Source organism: Rhodoferax sp. RT5P35, from assembly GCF_056521385.1.
Map to the genome: position 1 here is coordinate 18,748 of NZ_JBWMAX010000007.1, position 17,497 is coordinate 36,244.

Annotated in this window: 15 protein-coding genes; 4 read left to right on the forward strand and 11 right to left on the reverse strand. The window is 64.7% G+C overall.

Annotation, left to right across the window (positions count from 1 at the left end):
• Positions 1-3: 3 nt before the first annotated feature.
• Genes cobJ through cobG form a run of 4 tightly spaced genes read right to left on the reverse strand, consistent with a single transcriptional unit; the run spans position 4 to position 3,275 of the window.
• Positions 4-741: a precorrin-3B C(17)-methyltransferase gene (cobJ, locus tag AC097L_RS12395; RefSeq protein WP_479586741.1), complete on the reverse strand. Its 738-nt coding sequence runs from the start codon at positions 739-741 to the stop codon at positions 4-6.
• Positions 738-1,469, reverse strand: a complete 732-nt coding sequence (locus AC097L_RS12400; RefSeq protein ID WP_479586742.1) for a precorrin-2 C(20)-methyltransferase — start codon at positions 1,467-1,469, stop codon at positions 738-740. Before AC097L_RS12400 ends, cobJ begins: the two co-directional genes overlap by 4 nt.
• Entirely contained in the window at positions 1,469-2,101 is a 633-nt protein-coding gene (locus AC097L_RS12405; protein ID WP_479586743.1) for a precorrin-8X methylmutase, read from the reverse strand. The genes AC097L_RS12400 and AC097L_RS12405 overlap by 1 nt, the downstream gene beginning before the upstream one ends.
• Positions 2,085-3,275, reverse strand: coding sequence for a precorrin-3B synthase (gene cobG, locus AC097L_RS12410; RefSeq protein ID WP_479586744.1), 1,191 nt, complete (start codon positions 3,273-3,275; stop codon positions 2,085-2,087). The genes AC097L_RS12405 and cobG overlap by 17 nt, the downstream gene beginning before the upstream one ends.
• A gap of 417 nt (positions 3,276-3,692) precedes the next feature.
• Here cobG and AC097L_RS12415 point away from each other — a divergent pair, with 417 nt between their 5' ends.
• Entirely contained in the window at positions 3,693-4,358 is a 666-nt protein-coding gene (locus AC097L_RS12415) for a DUF2076 family protein (protein ID WP_479586745.1), read from the forward strand.
• Between the two features lie 2 nt (positions 4,359-4,360).
• Here the strand turns inward: AC097L_RS12415 and AC097L_RS12420 are convergent, their stop codons facing one another.
• The 6 genes from AC097L_RS12420 to AC097L_RS12445 form a co-directional block, all read right to left on the reverse strand.
• Positions 4,361-4,828: a CreA family protein gene (locus tag AC097L_RS12420; protein WP_479586746.1), complete on the reverse strand. Its 468-nt coding sequence runs from the start codon at positions 4,826-4,828 to the stop codon at positions 4,361-4,363.
• A 14-nt stretch (positions 4,829-4,842) separates the two neighbouring features.
• Positions 4,843-5,106 (reverse strand): cell division topological specificity factor MinE, encoded by a 264-nt coding sequence (gene minE, locus AC097L_RS12425; RefSeq protein WP_295953647.1) that lies wholly within the window; start codon positions 5,104-5,106, stop codon positions 4,843-4,845.
• A gap of 3 nt (positions 5,107-5,109) precedes the next feature.
• Positions 5,110-5,925: a septum site-determining protein MinD gene (gene minD / locus AC097L_RS12430; RefSeq protein ID WP_479586747.1), complete on the reverse strand. Its 816-nt coding sequence runs from the start codon at positions 5,923-5,925 to the stop codon at positions 5,110-5,112.
• Positions 5,926-6,017: 92 nt separating this feature from the next.
• Positions 6,018-6,752 carry a septum site-determining protein MinC gene (gene minC, locus AC097L_RS12435; protein ID WP_479586748.1) on the reverse strand — a complete coding sequence of 245 codons (735 nt, stop codon included), beginning with the start codon at positions 6,750-6,752 and terminating at the stop codon, positions 6,018-6,020.
• Between the two features lie 70 nt (positions 6,753-6,822).
• Entirely contained in the window at positions 6,823-9,390 is a 2,568-nt protein-coding gene (gene cphA, locus AC097L_RS12440; protein ID WP_479586749.1) for a cyanophycin synthetase, read from the reverse strand.
• Positions 9,390-11,636: a cyanophycin synthetase gene (locus tag AC097L_RS12445; protein ID WP_479586750.1), complete on the reverse strand. Its 2,247-nt coding sequence runs from the start codon at positions 11,634-11,636 to the stop codon at positions 9,390-9,392. The genes cphA and AC097L_RS12445 overlap by 1 nt, the downstream gene beginning before the upstream one ends.
• A 167-nt stretch (positions 11,637-11,803) precedes the next feature.
• Between AC097L_RS12445 and AC097L_RS12450 the strand changes: the two genes are divergently transcribed.
• From AC097L_RS12450 to AC097L_RS12460, 3 genes are all read left to right on the forward strand, one after another.
• Positions 11,804-14,083 carry a cyanophycin metabolism-associated ABC transporter gene (locus AC097L_RS12450; protein WP_479586751.1) on the forward strand — a complete coding sequence of 760 codons (2,280 nt, stop codon included), beginning with the start codon at positions 11,804-11,806 and terminating at the stop codon, positions 14,081-14,083.
• Positions 14,084-14,228: 145 nt separating this feature from the next.
• A complete protein-coding gene (locus tag AC097L_RS12455; protein WP_479586752.1) occupies positions 14,229-14,705 on the forward strand; it encodes a cyanophycin metabolism-associated DUF1854 family protein in 477 nt (158 codons plus the stop codon).
• A 242-nt stretch (positions 14,706-14,947) separates the two neighbouring features.
• Complete coding sequence (locus tag AC097L_RS12460) at positions 14,948-15,667, forward strand: hypothetical protein (protein ID WP_479586753.1); 720 nt, start codon at positions 14,948-14,950, stop codon at positions 15,665-15,667.
• A 30-nt stretch (positions 15,668-15,697) separates the two neighbouring features.
• Here the strand turns inward: AC097L_RS12460 and AC097L_RS12465 are convergent, their stop codons facing one another.
• Positions 15,698-17,461 carry an ABC transporter ATP-binding protein/permease gene (locus tag AC097L_RS12465; protein WP_479586754.1) on the reverse strand — a complete coding sequence of 588 codons (1,764 nt, stop codon included), beginning with the start codon at positions 17,459-17,461 and terminating at the stop codon, positions 15,698-15,700.
• Positions 17,462-17,497: the final 36 nt, after the last annotated feature.

Below are 17,497 nucleotides of genomic sequence, written 5' to 3' on the forward strand. Positions count from 1 at the left end.
AATTCATAGCATGAAGCGCGGAGTATAGACGAAGCGGCCCACGCGGCGGGTAGTTGAGTTGCCCACAATCACCACGGTGCGCATGTCGGCCATCTCGGGCGTGGCCTCGGCCAGGGTGACGGTTCGCAGCTTTTCTTCCGGCGTGCTCACGGCGCGGGCAAAGGTGATGAGACGGTGGGGTCCGCAGGTTTCGCGCAATATCTCCAGCACGCGGCCAAAGGTGTGCGGGCGGCTGGCCGAGCGAGGGTTGTAGAACGCCATGGCAAAGTCAGCCCCGGCAGCGGCGCGCACGCGGGCTTCGATCAGCGCGGCGGGCTTGAGGTTGTCGCTGAGGTTGATGGCGCAAAAGTCGTGCCCCAGCGGCGCACCCGCTTTGGCTGCGGCGGCCAGCATGGCGGTGATGCCGGGCAGCACACGGATGTCCAGCGCCTGCCAATCGGGCTGGTTTTCCAGTGCCTCGAACACGGCGGAGGCCATGGCAAACACGCCTGGATCGCCGGACGATACGACCACCACGCGGCGGCCCTCAGCGGCCATCGCCAGGGCGGCGCGGGCGCGGTCCAGCTCGACCCGGTTGTCGGATGCATGCAGGGTCAGCCCTGTGCGCGGCGCGATGCGGGCGACGTAAGGGATATAACCCACGATGTCGGTGGCATCCGCCAATGTCTGCGTGACCTCGGGCGTGACCAGGGTGGGGTCACCGGGGCCCAGGCCCGCGATGCACAGCCAACCGCTGCTCATTCCAGCACCTCGGGCCGGCGGCCATGGCCATGCACCAGCACGATGGCGAAGTAGGGGCAGTCGGTGCCATCCACCTCGGCCAGCGGCACGACACGCTCACCCGGCATGGTGCCGCGCTCTACCAGCCAGGCCTGGTCCAGGCGGCCCGCCTTGGCGAGTGCATTGCGTACGCGGGGCAGGTTGCGGCCCGTCTTCATGATCACCAGGGCATCGGCAGACTGCATGTGGCGCAGCAGTTCGGCCTCGGGCAGCGTGCCCATCAGTACCACCAGCACATCATCGCCCCAGGTGATGGGCGTGCCAGTGGCCGACCAGCAGCCCACCATGCCGGGAATGCCGGGAATCACCTGCACCTCGGCCCGGCCTTTGAGGCGGGTGTAGAGGTGCATGAAGGAGCCGTAAAAAAACGGGTCGCCTTCGCACAGCACCAGTACGTCCTCGGTTTGCGCCAGGGTCGCCAGGCGGGTGGTCCAGTCGTCGTAGAACGCCGCCAGGCAGGCGATGTATTCGGGGCTGTCGAACGGCAGCTCGGTGGTCACCGGGTATTCCATCGCGTACTCGATGGCGTTGGGGGCCAGCATGCCGTCCACGATGCGCCGGGCCTGGCCCGGGCGGCCCTTTTTGCGGAAATACGCCACATGGCGGGCGCTGCGGATGGCGCGGTCGGCGCGCACGCTCATCAGGTCCGGATCACCGGGGCCCAAGCCCGCGCAGAGGATGCGGCCCATCAGATTTCCCTCCGGCAAGCGAGTGCATTCACGGCAGCGACGGTGATGGCGCTGCCACCCAGGCGGCCTTGCACCACCATGGCGGGCACGGGCGGTGCAGCCATCAGCGCGGCCTTGGATTCGGCCGCACCCACAAAGCCCACCGGGCAGCCGATGATGGCCGCCGGACGCGGGCAACTGGGGTCTTGCAGCATGTTGAGCAGGTGGAACAGCGCGGTGGGGGCATTGCCGATGGCTACCACCGCACCGGCGAGATGGGGCCGCCACAGCTCCAATGCGGCAGCGCTGCGGGTGGTGCCCATGCTTTGGGCCAGGTCGCGTACCTTGGCATCGTTCAGCGTGCAAATGACAGCGTTGTCGGCGGGCAGGCGGCTGCGGGTAATGCCCTCGCTGACCATACGCACGTCGCACAGGATGGGCGCACCGGCTTCCAGGGCCGCGCGGGTGGCTTCGGCCATGCCTTCAGAAAAGCGCACTTGGGCTTCCAGCCCGACCATGCCGGTGGCGTGCACCATGCGGACCACGGCCAGCTCTTCTATGGGGTTGAAGCGGACCAGGTCGGCCTCGGCCCGGATGATGGCAAAGGACTGGCGGTAGATGGCTGCGCCATCGGTTTCAAATACGTGGGGCATCGAGCGTCGGGAACAAAGAGGAAGCAATCGTTTCGGGTGCCAAGGCCAGCAGATCGGGTGCTGAGGCTGCTGTGCCGTGGCGAACCAGGTTGAAGCCTGCCGGTGTGGCCACCAATGTCAGGGCAGCACGCGGGTGCGCGCAGCCCTTGCTGCAGCCGGACACATGCAGCAACTGGTCCATAGGAACCAAATGTGCCAGTGCGCGGGCTAGCGGACGGGTGGCCGCGGCGGCTTGCAGGCAGCCGGGTGCGCCGGTGCAGGCGACCACCCTCAGGCGGGCATCCAAGGGCAGGGTGACCAGGCCGGCTACATCGGGCGCATGCTGCAAGCCCTCTACCAGCAGCATGCGCCAGGGAGTCAGCCGCAGTGCACCCAAAGTAGACAGGGAGGCCAGGGTGTGGGCTTGTAACTGGCCAAATTCTGCACCTACCAGCCAGCCGATGGCGTTTGCACCTGGCTGGGGTGGGGCAGCGGTGGCTGACACATCGGTGCTGCTCTGAAAGCGTTCTGGCATGGCATGCTGGGGGGCCAGCGCCGCCATCCGTTTGCCGCCCTGCGCTACGAACCAGTGCGCCAGCGCCATCGCTGCGGGTACAACTTCTCCGGCGCTGACGCAGCTGCCCGTGGCATAGCCCTCAGCGCGCACGGTGTAGCCGCTGGGGCCGCGTTCGATGCGGATGTCGGCCGGGCTGGCCCGCAGCACCGCTTGCACGCCGCAGTCCACCGCGAAGCCGAACTTACCAGGCAGTGCGGGGGCATCCGGGGCGGCCAGGGCTTTGGCCAGTGCAGAGGCGATGGTTTGCGTGCCGTCATCCGGCTGCCAGAAAGGGTTGACGAGGATGTTGCGCCGGGATTCCTGGTCTGCACTGCCGTCCACCAGACCCAGGGCGTGCAGGCCTTGCAGCAAGGCGGCGTGGGATTCGGGATGGACACCGCGCAGTTGCAGGTTGGCTCGGCTGGTCAAGTCCAGCAGGCCATTGCCATACTGGCGGGCCAGCGCGGCGATACCGGCGGCCTGGGCCGGTGTGAGCCTGCCAGCATGTGGGCGCACCCTGACCACCAGGCCGTCGCCCGACAGCATCGGACGCAGGGCACCAGGGCACCAGCCTTTGACCTGCGGCGGTGGTGCGGTGGCCAAGGGTGGCGTGGAGGGCGAGGCTGTGGCGATTCGCATCCGGAGGCGGCTGGTTTCTGGGTGGTGGTGGGGCGGTAGAGGGGCGGTAGTAGGACGAATATCGCGCCCGTCAGCGCAAACGCCGGGTGTGCGCGGGCTGCTGGAGGGGGCAACCCGCTCCTCGGGGCAAGCCTTTGAGTATCGCATTAGTGCCGGGTTGCCGGTCCTGGGGGCTGCGCAGCGGAAACTGGCGGCCAGTGGGCTAACCCGCTCGCTGAGGCTCGGGTGCAAAAATTTATAAGAAATAGGGTGAAAGCGCATGTATTGCATGCGCTTTTAGCTATTAAAATAATAGCAAATACAAAGTGGGCTCTATCCATCTTTACCACCTCTTCACTGCCACGACCGGTACAGGCATTGAATTTTGGGGGTGTGGGCGGTATCTACTGTGCAACTCCCACCACTGTTGAGGTTTCCATGAATACCCAAGAACGCGACCAACTGAGCCGCTTTTTGCAGCAACTTGGCCAGGCACAGGCCGCCGCGCTGGACGCTGAGGCGCAGACGCTGATAGGCACCGCGGTAGCACGCCAGCCTGACGCGGCCTATCTGCTGGTGCAGCGCTGCCTGCTGCAAGACAACGCCTTGCAAGCGGCCCAGGCGCAGATCGCCAGCCTGCAAACCGAGCTGCAGCAGGCCAGGTCAGCAGCCGCCACAGCACCCGCAAGCGCTAATTTTCTGGATGCCAACGGCTGGGGCCGGGCACCCGTAGCGCCATCGTATGCGGCGGCGCCGTCGGCGGCCTATGCACCCGCAGCACCTGCTTACCCACAGGCGGCACCGGTTGCGCCAGCGCCCTCGCGCTTCCAGGCCCCCAGCTTTCTGACCAGCATGGCGACCACCGCTGCAGGCGTGGCGGCAGGAGCGTTTTTATTCCAGGGGATTGAGAGCCTGGTGGGCCACCATGGCAGCAATGCGTTGGCGGGCACACCGGCTTCGGCTTTTGGCTTGAGTGAGCCAACGGCGGCTGCACCCGAGGCGGCGCAATCCGTCGCGGATGCCAACACCGACGTGTTTGGCAACGACGACGGGCTGGATGTCGGTGGTGACAGCGGCGGTGACAGCTCCAGCGACTGGGCCTGAGCTTATTTAAGCGGAATGGCCGTGCCGCGGTCTACCGCCACGGCAGTGACGGCATTTTGCGGCGAGCCGTCGATCAGCTTGTCGGAGTAGGTCAGGTAGACCAGGGCGTTGCGCTTTGTGTCCACCATGCGCACGATGCGCAGCTTTTTGAACAAGATAGACAGGCGCTCGTTGAATACTTCGTCGCTTTGCGGCAGCGGCTTGGTGAAGCTGATCGGGCCGACCTGGCGGCAGGCAATCGAGGCCTCGGCCTTGTCTTCTGCCAGGCCCAGTCCACCTTTGATGCCGCCGGTTTTGGCCCGCGACACAAAGCAGGTCACGCCCTGCACCAGCGGGTCGTCATAGGCTTCGACGACGATTTTGTGGTCCGGTCCAATCCATTGAAACGCCGTATCGACCGAACCGATTTGCTCGGCCTGGGCGGCTATGCAGGTGGTAGCCAATGCCAAGCTGATAGTCCATAGTTTCATCCGTATCTCCAATGTCAGCGCAGGGCTTCGGGCAGTTCGATTTTTACTTCCAGCACTTCCAGGTTGTCCTGGCGCTCCAGATGCACTTTGATGTCTTCGGCGTTGATCGACACGTACTTGGAGATGACCGCCAGTAATTCGCGCTGTAGGGCGGGCAGGTAGTCGGGGCGGCTGGCACCCCGGCCACTGCGCTCGTGCGCCAGAATGATTTGCAGCCGCTCTTTGGCCACCGAGGCGGTTTTTTTCTTCTCGCCCAAGAAGAACGACAGGAAAGACATGGCTTATTTCCCTCCGAAAAGGCGCTTGAAAAACCCGGGCTTGACGGCTTCGACAAAACGCATGGGCTTGTCTTCGCCCAAAAACCGCGACACCACGTCCTTGTAGGCTTCCGATACATCGGTTTCAGTCAAGTGGATGGCGGGCAGGCCCTGGTTGGACGCCTGCAGCACGGTTTCCGACTCGGGAATCACACCCATCAGCGGGATGCGCAGAATGTCCTGTATGTCTTCCAGCGACAGCATGTGGCCGTCTTCTACCCGCACCGGGTTGTAGCGGGTGATAACCAGGTGCTCTTTGATGGGCTCTTTGCCTTCGATGGCGCGCTTGGTCTTGGAGCCCAGCATGCCCAGAATGCGGTCGGAGTCGCGTACCGATGAGACTTCGGGGTTGGTCACCACCAGGGCTTCATCGGCAAAGTGCATGGCCATCAGCGCGCCGGTCTCTATGCCCGCGGGCGAGTCGCAAACGATGTACTCAAAGCCCATGTCGCCCAGGTCTTTCAGCACCCGCTCCACGCCGTCTTGCGTCAGCGCGTCTTTGTCGCGGGTTTGCGAGGCGGCCAGCACAAACAGGTTGTCGCACTGCTTGTCCTTGATCAGGGCCTGGTTCAGGTTGGCTTCGTTGTGGATCACGTTGATCAGGTCGTACACCACGCGGCGTTCGCAGCCCATGATCAGGTCGAGGTTGCGCAGGCCGACATCAAAGTCGATCACGGCGGTTTTATGGCCGCGTAGCGCGAGGCCGGAGGCAAAGCTGGCGCTGGTGGTGGTTTTGCCAACGCCACCTTTGCCGGATGTCACCACAATGATCTTGGTCATGGGTTGCGGGTCTTTCAGGGTTCTGGGTTTGAATAGGGTTGCAGATGCGGGCGGCGGGCGGCGCACAGGGTTTTGCCTGCGTCGCGTCGCCATTACAGGGCTTCCATGACCAGCTTTTCGCTGAGCAGCCGCACCTGGGCGGGTTTGCCCAGCACCTCGGCGGGCAGGGGGATTTCGGACGTGCGGTACACACCGGCGATGGATACCAACTCGGCCTCCAGGCAGGTGCTGAAAATACGGGCATCTTCATTGCCCTTGGCACCGGCAATGGCGCGGCCGCGCAACGGGGCGTACACATGGATGCTGCCATCGGCCAGCACCTCGGCCCCGTTGCTGACCATGGCCAGCACCACCAGGTCGCTGCCTCGGGCGTACACCTGCTGGCCCGAGCGCAAGGGCTTGTCGATGACCAGTGCGCCGCTGGGCACCACCGCGGCGGGTTCGGGCGCAGGCGCGGCCACCGGGGGCGCAGCGGGGGGCAGGGGCGCGGCGTTGGTGATGTCGGGTGCGTCTACCAGCCCGGCCTGCACAGCCATCTGCCGCTGGGCTGGGCTGCCGCCATGCACGGCAATCGGTTGCATGCGGTAGCTGCGCAACAGCTCGACCAGCAGCTTGAAGTTGATGGGGTCGGCGTTGTCGGCTACCGGCAGCAGGTTGATGACGACCGGGTCCTGGTCGAAAAAATCGGGGGTATCGCCAAAGCGGGCTTCCATCTCCTTGGCCAGTGCGGCCAGGTCGGCGGTTTTCAGCACCACCGCAATCAGGGGCAGCGTGGCGCTTTTCAGGTCAAAGCAGGCCCGGGCAGGCCCGGCGGTTACAGACGACATGGATGGAGTAGGGGGGAAGGACGACAAAGGCACGATTTTACCGCCCATGCCGTCCCACTCCGCTGAGGACTCAGGCCGCAGCCACCCGTTGCGCCAGGTGCGCCAGGGCTTCTTCTACCTGGTCCACCAGGATCAAACACAGGTCGCCAGGCTGCAAGCGCGCCAGGGCGTGGTCGATGGCGATAAATTCGCCGTAAATCTCGTCCACCGTGCGGGTGCGTTGGGCGTTGGCCAGGCCTTCGCGCAGCAGCTTGACCACTTCGCCGTCGGCACGGCCGCGCTGGCAGGCGTCTTCGAACAGGATCACGTCGTCAAACGCGTCGCCCAAAATCACCGTTTGCTCGCGGATGTCTTCGTCGCGCCGGTCGCCCGCGCCGCTAATGACCACCGAGCGGCGCTTGGCGGGCATGGCTTCCACCGCGGAGACCAGGGCGCGCATGGCATCCGGGTTGTGGCCGTAGTCGGCAATCACTGTGGCACCCTTGTAGTCCATCACGTTAAAGCGGCCCGGCGCGTTGTCGGCATCGTTGGAAAAGCTCGACAGACCCCGGCGGATGGTGTCCCAGTTCATGCCCACGCCCCAGGCGGCGGCCACGGCAGCCATGGCGTTGTCCACCTGGAAAGAAATGGTGCCTGCACGCGTCAGCGGTACATCGCGCAGGGCGATCTGCTCGCGCCACGATCCCACGGCCGCCACGATGTAGTCACCATCGACATATACCGTGCGCCGCCCTTGGGCGCGGTGGGTGGCCATCACCGGGTGGTGGCGGTCGGCGGTGAAGTAGATGACGTTGCCAGGGCAAACCGAAGCCATGGCGGCCACGATGGGGTCGGCGGCATTCAGCACGGCGTAGCCGGTGGCGGGCACGTTTTGCACGATGATGCGCTTGAGCACCGCCAGGTCTTCCACCGTGGTGATGTAGTTCAGGCCCAGGTGGTCGCCCGCGCCGATGTTAGTGACCACGGCCACCTGGCAGCGGTCAAAGCCCAGGCCTTCGCGCAGCATGCCGCCGCGGGCGGTTTCAAACACGGCTGCGTCCACGTCGGGGTGCATCAGTACATTGCGGGCGCTTTTGGGGCCCGAGCAGTCGCCGCTGTCGATCTGTCGGCCATTCACGTACACGCCATCGGTGTTGGTCATGCCCACGCGCAGGCCGCCGCTGGTGAACAGGTGGGCGATCAGCCGGGCGGTGGTGGTTTTGCCGTTGGTGCCGGTGACGGCCACCACCGGGATGCGGCCATCGTCGCCCGCGGCGTACAGGTTGCTAATCATGGCCTCGCCCACATTGCGGCCTTTGCCGAACGAGGGCGAAATGTGCATGCGCAGGCCGGGCGCGGCGTTCACTTCCACAATGCCGCCGTGCTGGTCTTCCAGCGGCTTGAGCATGCTTTCGCAGACCACGTCCACGCCGCAGATGTGCAGGCCGATCATTTGTGCTGCGGCCACCGCCTGGGCGGCCACGGCGGGGTGCACATCGTCGGTGACATCGGTGGCGGTGCCGCCGGTGCTCAGGTTGGCGTTGTTGCGCAGAATGACGCGGCGGCCAATGGCGGGCACCGATTCCGGGGCCAGGTCTTGCAGCGCCAGCCGGGCGATGGCGATGTCGTCAAAGCGGATCTTGGTCAGCGAGGTGGCATGGCCTTCGCCGCGCTTGGGGTCGGAATTGACGATGTCCACCAGCTCGCGCACGGTGTGCACACCGTCGCCCAGCACCTGTGGCGGGTCGCGGCGGGCCGCAGCCACCAGCTTGTTGCCCACCACCAGCAGGCGAAAGTCACTGCCGGGCAAGAATTTCTCGACCATCACTTCGCCGATTTCGGCGGCCGCCGCAAAGGCCACATCCAGGTGTGCACGGTCCACGATGTTGACCGTGACGCCCTTGCCCTGGTTGCCGTCTTGCGGCTTCACCACCACGGGCAGGCCTATTTCCATCGCCACTGCCCAAGCTTCTTCCAGTGTTTCCACCGGGCGGCCTAGCGGCACGGGCACGCCGGCAGCGTGCAGCAGCTTTTTGGTCAGGTCTTTGTCCTGGGCGATGGCCTCGGACACGGCGCTTGTCAGGTCGAACTCTGCCGCCTGTATGCGGCGCTGGCGGGAACCCCAGCCAAATTGCACCATGCTGCCCTTGGTCAGGCGGCGGTAGGGGATGCCCCGGGCCACAGCGGCATCCACGATGGCCCCGGTGCTAGGGCCCATGCGCTCGTCTTCGTCTGTTTCGCGCAGTTGGGCGATGGCAGCATCTTTGTCGAATGCGGTGTGGTTCAGCGCGGCGTGGACCAGGGCCTGGGCCAGTTCCAGCGCCTGGCGGCCCACGGCTTCTTCGCTGTATTCCACCACCACTTGGTAGATGCCAGTCTGTTCAGTGGCCGAGGTGCGGCTGAAAGTCACCGGGCAGCCCGCCTGGGCCTGCAGCGCCAGCGTGGCGGCTTCCAGTACATGGGCTAGTGACACCGAGCCGTGTTCAAGGTGCGGGCGCAGCGGCCCGATGGCCGGGAACAGGGCGCGCACGGCAACCTCGAACCCGGGGAGCTGGGCAATGTCCTGCTCAGTTTCCGCGCAGGCCACCACGGCTTCCACCGCGGTGTGGCGGCTCCAGAGATTGGGGCCGCGCAGGGCCCGGATGCGTGAGACTTCCATCAGTCGGTCTTTCTATCTTCTTGTTCGGTGCGGGGGGCGGCCGGGGGCAGGGTGGGGCGGACAGGAGGCGTGGGGCGCACGGTGGGCAGGTCCAGTTCGAAGGTCTTGAGCCCGGCCACGATCAGATCGGGCGAAATATCCATCGCCCAGGCGGCGGCAATCGAGGCCAGGATGGGCTCCAGCTGTGCCGGGGTGGTCCAGTTGGCGGTGAGCCGCTCCAGGTTGACCAGCGGCACTTCGGCGCTGCCGGTGGCCAGCATGATGTGGCCCTTATGGATGATGACTGCTCTGCCTTCTGTAGCGCGGTGTGCAATGGTGGCGGGCAGTAGCGGGTCAATTCCATACAAAATGGCAGAGCCGTCGCACAGTTCGGCCATGGCGGCCACGCGCTCGTCCACAGCATTCAGCACCGCCACGCCATCGGCCAGCACCACGTCCACCTGGGTGCGCAGCACTTTCACCAGTTGCTCTTCTTCGGTGATGTCGAATTCGGTCAGCGTGGAGGCACCGCCCAGGTCGGTGACGATGCCGACGGTGCAGCGGTCGTAGGCCAGGCCGTCGCGCAGGATGCTGGCGGCCCCGTTTTCGATGACGGCGGCTTCCATCGAGCGGTTGATCAGCAGGCGGTGGGCCGGTTCCCAGTGGGCGCAGTCCTTGGTTTCGATGCGCCGGGTGTCCAGAAACAAGCCGTCGCGACAGGCCAGGCCCACACGCTTGCCGCTAAGGTGCAGCAGCCAGGCCACCAGCCGGGCGATGGTGTGCGTGCCCTGGGTACCGGCCACGCCCACGATGGGGATGCGGCCGGTCTCGTCTTCGTCAAACAGGTGGTCCACGATGGCCCGGCCCACCGGGCGGGGCGAGCCCTCGGCGGGTTTCAGGTGCATCAGCAAGCCGGGGCCGGCGTTGACTTCCACAATCGCGCCACCCTGGGCCCCCAGGGGCTTGGAGATGTCTTCGCACACCACGTCTACCCCGGCAATGTCCAGCCCGACGATGCGTGCGGCCAGCGACACGATGTGGTCTACCTCGGGGTGCATCAGGTCGGTGCAGTCTATGGCGACGTTGCCGTTGCGTTGGATCAGCACCTGTTTGCCCGCGGCGGGCACCGCGTCGGGCGTGAGGCCCTGGCGCTGTAGGTCCAGCAGCACGGCTTCGTCGTTAAAGGTGTCGATCAGGCCCAGCGGCGCGTCTTCGTGGGTGCCACGGCGTGGGTCGGTGTTGATGTGCGCATCCACCAGCTCGGCCACGGTAGATTGGCCGTTGCCGGTGACCCAGGCGACCGAACCCCGGGCGGCCGCCACGACCTTGCCGCCCACCACCAGCAGGCGGTGTTCGTTGCCGCGCACGAAACGCTCCACCAGTACCTCGCTGCCATGCTGTTCGGCCACCAGGTAGGCGGCTTCCACATCGGCCTGGGTGCTCAAGTCCAGTGCCACGCCCCGGCCATGGTTGCCATCGGACGGCTTCACCACCACCGGCAAGCCCACGTCTTGTGCGGCTTCCCAGGCGGCCTGCGGGCTGTCGACCACCACGCCTTCGGGCACGGGCACACCGCAAGACTGCAGCAGGGTCTTGGTCAGGTCCTTGTCGTGGGCAATGCCCTCGGCGATGGCGCTGGTGAATTCGGTTTCGGCCGTCCAGATGCGGCGCTGGCGGGCACCGTGGCCCAGTTGCACCAGGTTGCCGTCGTTCAGGCGGATGTGCGGGATGCCGCGGTCGGTGGCGGCGGCCACGATGCAGGCGGTGCTGGGGCCCAGGTAGCAGTCGTCCACCTCGGCGCGCACGGCGGCCACGGCAGCAGCCACGTCAAATGGCTGGTCGTTGATGGCCGCCATGATCAGTCGGTGGCCCTGGGCCAGGGCGCAGCGGGCGACCTGCTCGTCGCGGGCCCGGAACACCATGCGGTACACGCCGCGTTGCGAGGTGCTGCGCGTTTGGCCAAAGCCGGTGGGCATGCCCGCCAGGTTCAGCAGCTCGATGACCACGTGCTCCAGCGTATGCCCGGCCCATGTGCCTTCCACCAGCCGCTGCAGAAAGCCCCCGCGCTCGCCCACGCCACAGTGGTGCTCCACCAGGGCGGGCAGCAGGGCGACCAGGCGGTCGGTGAAGCCGGGCAGCAGGTTGGAGGGAAATTCTTCCAGCTCTCCCAGGTCGAGCCAGACTTCGAGGGCGGGCCGGTAGGTCCAGATGTTGGGGCCACGCAAATAATTGATGCGCAGCAGTTGGATGTCGTCCTTGGGGCTCATGTTTTTGGCGTAAGGTTTTGGCGTAAGTACTGTCCGGGCGGCCCGGCTGCTGGTGGCTGATGTGCGCAGGTGCATATGGTAATTAGAAATGGACTTGGCATCGGCGAGAATCTGGTGCCCCGACGAAGCACCGGCGCTTGGCCAGAAATCTCAGGGTCCCCACATACATGCAACACCATCATCCCGTCGAATTAAGCAGTGGCTTGCAATCGCAGCTCCTTCCCCATGAGAACGCCCTAGTCAGCTTGGCCGTTGACCTGGACACCCAGCTGCGCTTTGCGTCTGGGCTGCTGGCCCTGACCGACCAGCGCCTGCTGAGCCACCAAAGCGGTGAATGGCAAGCCTGGCCGCTCACGCCCGACCTGGCTCTGCGCCACTCGGACCACGCCGGTGTCGGCACCCTGGAGCTGCATAACGCCCACACCCGGCTGGCCCGTTGGCGCTATACCCTGGGGGTAGACGCCCAGGCGCTCAAGCTCGTCAAACTGTTCGAACACCGCCTGAAGCCCGTGGAAGCCAGCCTGGACGAACCCGGCCAATGCCCCACCTGCTACGCCCCGCTGCCGCCCGACAGCGACGAATGCGCGGTGTGTACCCGAGAGCTCAACACCGTGCCCAGCACCTGGGTGCTGCTGCGGCTGTGGCGCTTTGCCAAGCCCTACCAGGGTAAATTGCTCACCGGCTTCCTTCTGATGCTGGCCTCCACCGCCGCCACGCTGGTGCCGCCGTATTTGACGATTCCGCTCATGGACGAGGTGCTGATCCCGTTTCAGAGCGGCAAACAGATCGACATTGCGCAGGTGAAGTGGCTTCTGATCGGGCTGCTGGGCTCGGCGCTGCTAGCCTGGAGCCTGGGCTGGATACGCACCTGGCTGCTGGCCCTGGTGTCCGAGCGCATTGCCGCCGACCTGCGCACCACCGCCTTTGAGCACCTGCTGGGCCTGTCACTCGACTACTTTGGTGCCAAGCGCACCGGCGACCTGATCGCCCGCATCGGCTCGGAGACCGACCGCATTTCGGTGTTTTTGTCGCTGCACGCACTGGACTTCGCCACCGACGTGCTGATGCTGCTGATGACCTCGGCCATCCTGTTCTCCATCAACCCCTGGCTGGCCTTGGTCACCTTGTTGCCGCTGCCCTTCATCGCCTGGATGATCCACGCGGTACGCGACCGTCTGCGTACCGGTTTCGAGAAGATCGACCGGGTTTGGGGCGAGGTCACCAATGTGCTGGCCGACACCATTCCCGGTATCCGCGTGGTCAAGGCTTTCGCCCAGGAGCGCCGCGAGGCAGACCGCTTTCATTCCGCCAACCAGGCCAATCTGGCGGTGAACGACCGGCTCAATAAGACCTGGAGCCTGTTCACCCCTACCGTGTCGCTACTGACCGACATCGGCCTGCTGGTGGTCTGGGCGTTCGGCATCTGGCAGGTCAGCAAGGGCCAAATCACCGTAGGTGTGTTGATCGCCTTTTTGGCCTACATCGGCCGCTTCTACACCCGGCTGGACTCGATGAGCCGCATCGTTTCGGTGACGCAAAAGGCCGCTGCCGGGGCCAAGCGGATTTTTGACATCCTGGACCACGTGTCCAATGTGCCTGAGCCTGCCCAGCCGGTTCCCGTCAACAACGTCGAACGTGGCAAAGGTGCGGTAAGAGGCCAGATCGAGATGAAGCGCATTGGCTTCCGCTACGGCAACCGCGCCGTCATCCGCGAGCTGGACTTGGTCATCCGCCCCGGCGAAATGATCGGCCTGGTAGGCCACAGTGGCTCGGGCAAAAGCACGCTGGTCAATTTGATCTGCCGCTTCTACGACGTGACCGACGGCTCTATCCAGGTGGACGGCACCGATATCCGCCGTTACGCCGTGGCCGACTACCGGCGCAACATCGGCCTGGTGCTGCAAGAGCCGTTTCTGTTCTTTGGCACCATCGCCGAGAACATCGCCTACGGCAAGCCAGATGCCACCCGGCGCGAAATCGTGGCCGCGGCCCGTGCCGCCAACGCACATGAGTTCATCTTGCGTCTGCCCCAGGGCTACGACTCGTTGGTGGGCGAACGCGGCCAGGGCCTGTCGGGCGGCGAGCGCCAGCGCATCTCGATTGCCCGGGCGCTGCTGATCGACCCGCGCATTTTGATCCTGGACGAAGCCACATCCTCGGTGGACACCGAAACCGAAAACGAAATCCAGAAGGCGCTGGACAACCTGGTGCAAGGCCGCACCACCATCGCCATCGCCCACCGCCTGTCCACCCTGCGCAAGGCCGACCGCCTGGTGGTGATGGACCGGGGCCGCGTGGTCGAGGTCGGCCCGCACGAAGAGCTGATGGCCCGCGAAGGTGCGTATTGGCGGCTGTACCAGGCGCAACTGCGCCGCACCGAGAGCGAAGACGAAGGCCTGAGCCTGTCGCGCCCCGTAGAACACTCCGCCCACCCTGCCGGAGGCTGATGAAACACCCCCAGGCTACACACTGCGTGTTTCCGCCAACCCCTTTGCAGGGGGCGATGCCAGTGGCTCGGCAAAGCCGGTTCTACGGCATCCCACGAATAAGTGTGTTCTGACTGTTGACGAGTGACTATCTGAGTGACTATCTATGAGCAATAACATCCCTGATTTCCTGCTGGAACGCGATGCGTTCGGCCGCTTGGCCGTGGTTTTCACTACCGGCGAACGCCATGAAGGCGTGGTGCCGGTGCGCGCCTTTCCGATTGCCGCGCCGGACGAGGGCGTATCCCTGGTCGGCACCGAGGGCCATGAGCTGGTGTGGATTGACAGCCTCAGCGCCTTGCCGCCCGCCACCCGCAGCCTGCTGGAGGAGGAGCTGGCCACCCGCGAATTTGTGCCCGAAATCCTGCGGGTCAAGGCTGTGTCCACCTTCTCCACGCCCAGCGTCTGGACGGTGGAAACCGACCGTGGCGACACCGACTTTGTGCTTAAGACCGAGGAAGACATCCGCCGCCTGGGCCGTACCGGCTTGCTGATCGCCGGTGGCGCAGGCGTGCAGTTCGGCGTGCGCGACATGACCGCGCTGGACCGGGGCTCGCGCAGGCTGCTGGAGCGATTCTTGTAACGCAGCACCTACCAGCCGGGACGCAGCCCATCAGGGATACCGTGGAACTGGCTTCGCCAGGCCACAGATATCGCCCCCTGCAAGGGGGGTGGCGGCTACACGCAGTGGGCAAGCCTGGGGATGTTCTAGAAACTTTTTTAAATTAATTTAAAAAAGACCCTAAATAACCCCGCATTTCTGCCGTTAACCAAAGTACGAGGTCTGAAAAAAGTATCCACAGACTCCCTTACCTGGTGAACACAATGCAAATCCCTCCTGTCGAACGTACCGTGAACTGGCCGCCCGCTGCGGCTGGCACGCGTTCTGGCGCGGGGTCTGCGGCGGCCCAGGGGCCCAATACCCAGCCGGTGACGGCGGCCATCCAGGAAGAAACCACCAAGGTGGAGGCGGCTAGCAAGCCCACCCCGTCGGTCAAACTCATCATTTCGACCACCCAGGAAGACATCGCCAAGCTGGAAGCGGCAGCCCAGGCCCGTACGGCCGTGCGGGCCGTGCCCAAAGGCGAGGCGGCAGAGACCAATGCGGTGAAAGCGGTGGGCGGCGTGCAAGCCAGCACGCCCACGGCGGCTACCGCGGCAGTCAGCCAAAAGGTAGCGGCCACCGAAACCGGCAAAAAGCCTGACAACGGCCTGCAAAACGAATCCCCCGAAAGCGCCGCCAAAGCCGCCAAGCTGCTGGAAGCCGGGAAAGAACCCGGCCCGAACCAGCCGCTGAGCACCGAAAAAGGCCCGTCTACCGACTGGACCACCACGCCCAAGGCGGTGGAAAAGAAACCCGAGAATCCGCCGCCCGAGCCGATCTCCAAGAAGCTGCTGGACTTTTTGCAACTGCTGTGGCGGGCCGGTGGCAATGCCATTGATGTGGCGCATACCGCCAACCAGACCCTCAACCCCGACAAGTTGGCCGAGGGGCCGCTAACCTACCAAGACCCGTCCGCTGTCAAGAAAACGACGGGGGTCTGATCCAAAAAGCCGCTCCCAGAGCGGCTTTTTTTATAGGGCGGTTTGTGCGATCTGGTAGCGCGCTACGGCGCCTGCGGGTTGCGGCTCCAGCGTCCAGCGCTGATTGTGGAATGCCGCCACGCCAGGACGGTGTGCTATTGAAATAATAGCACCTTGCGCAGATTCTACCTGCGCTAGAAGCCGTTTGTATATCAAATTTTCGGCTACGGCATCCAGCGCGCTGGTGGCTTCGTCGGCAAAAATCCAGCGCGGCTTTTTCAGCAGCACGCGGGCAACTGCCAGCCGCTGCTGCTCGCCGCCCGACAGCTTCTGGCCCCAGGCAGCCTCCTGGTCCAGCTGGTCGGCAAGGTTGGGCAGCAACGCATCTACCAAGGCCTGGCGCAGGGCCTCGTCGCTGTAGCCGCTGGCGGCGGTGGGGTAGGCCAGGGCGCTGCGCAAAGTGCCGTCGGGGAAGTAGGGGCGCTGGGGGATGAACATCGCATCGGCCGGTAGCGCAATTTGTCCGCTGCTGAACGGCCAGATAGCGGCAAACGCCCGGAACAGCGTGGATTTGCCGCTACCCGAGGGGCCGCTGAGCAAAATGTGGTCGCCGGGGCGGGCCTGCAGGTTGACACCATTCAGCAGCACGCTGCCGTCTGGCAGGCGCAATGTCAAGTCGCGGGCTTCCAGGGTGTTGTTTGCTACTGAATTCGTAGCTGCTTGTGCAGACGGTACCTGCGCTAGAGCCTGAATTTGTTCTTCAAATGAAGTCAGCCGGTCGGTGGTGGCGCGCCAGGTGGCCAGGCTGCTGTAGTTGTCGACAAACCAGCTCAGCGAGTCTTGCACCCGGCCAAACGCCGACGCAATCTGCATCAGCGTACCGAGCTGGATGGCACCGCTGAAAAACCGCGGTGCGGCCACGATGAACGGAAACACCACCGCCGCCTGGCCGAAGAAGCTGTTGAACCAGATCAGGCTTTTTTGTGCCTTCAGCAGCCGCAGGTAGTTGCTCAGCACGGCGGCAAAGCGCATGTCCAGGTGGGCGCGCTCGACCTTTTCGCCGTGGTCCAGCGCGATGGATTCGCTGTATTCGCGCACCCGCACCATGTGGTGCCGAAAGTCGGCCTCGACGCGCTGCTGCTGGAAGTTCAGTTTGATCTGCGGACGGCCAATGTAGAAGGTGATGATGCTGCCCGCCAGGCAGTACAGCAGGGCCATCCAGACCATGAAGCCGGGAACGAAGTATTCGCTGCCGCCCAGGTGAAACGAGAAGTCGCCCGACAGCCCCCACAAAATTCCGACAAAGCTGACCAACGTAACCACCGAATTCAACACGCCCATGCACAGGCCGATGGTCAGGCTGGTGAACTGGTTCAGGTCTTCCTGGATACGCTGGTCGGGGTTGTCCGGCCCGGCCTCGGGGTTGGCCTTGGCGAAGCGGGCCAGCTCCATCTTGTAGAAGGCCTGGTTGGACAGCCAGCGCCCCAGGTAGTGCGTGGTCATCCAGGCGCGCCAGCGCATTTCCAGCAGCTGCGTCAGGTAAAACTTGTACACCGCGAGCACGATCAGGGCAAAGGCGATGTAAGTGAAGCGCCCCAGCTGCTGCCAAAACACCGCCGCGTCCTTGTTTTGCAGCGCGTCGTAAAACACCTGGTTCCAGTTGTTCAGCAGTACCAGCAGGTAGACCCCCAGCAGGTTCAGCGCCACGATGGAGGCCAGCAGGGCGCGGGCCTTCCATTTTTCTTCGGACTGGAAGTACGGGATCGACAGCTTCCAGACTTGGGCGGTCTGGGCTTTCAGGTTGGCTAGGCGCATGGGATCTTTTATGAAGTGGGCGGGGCGGTGGACCCG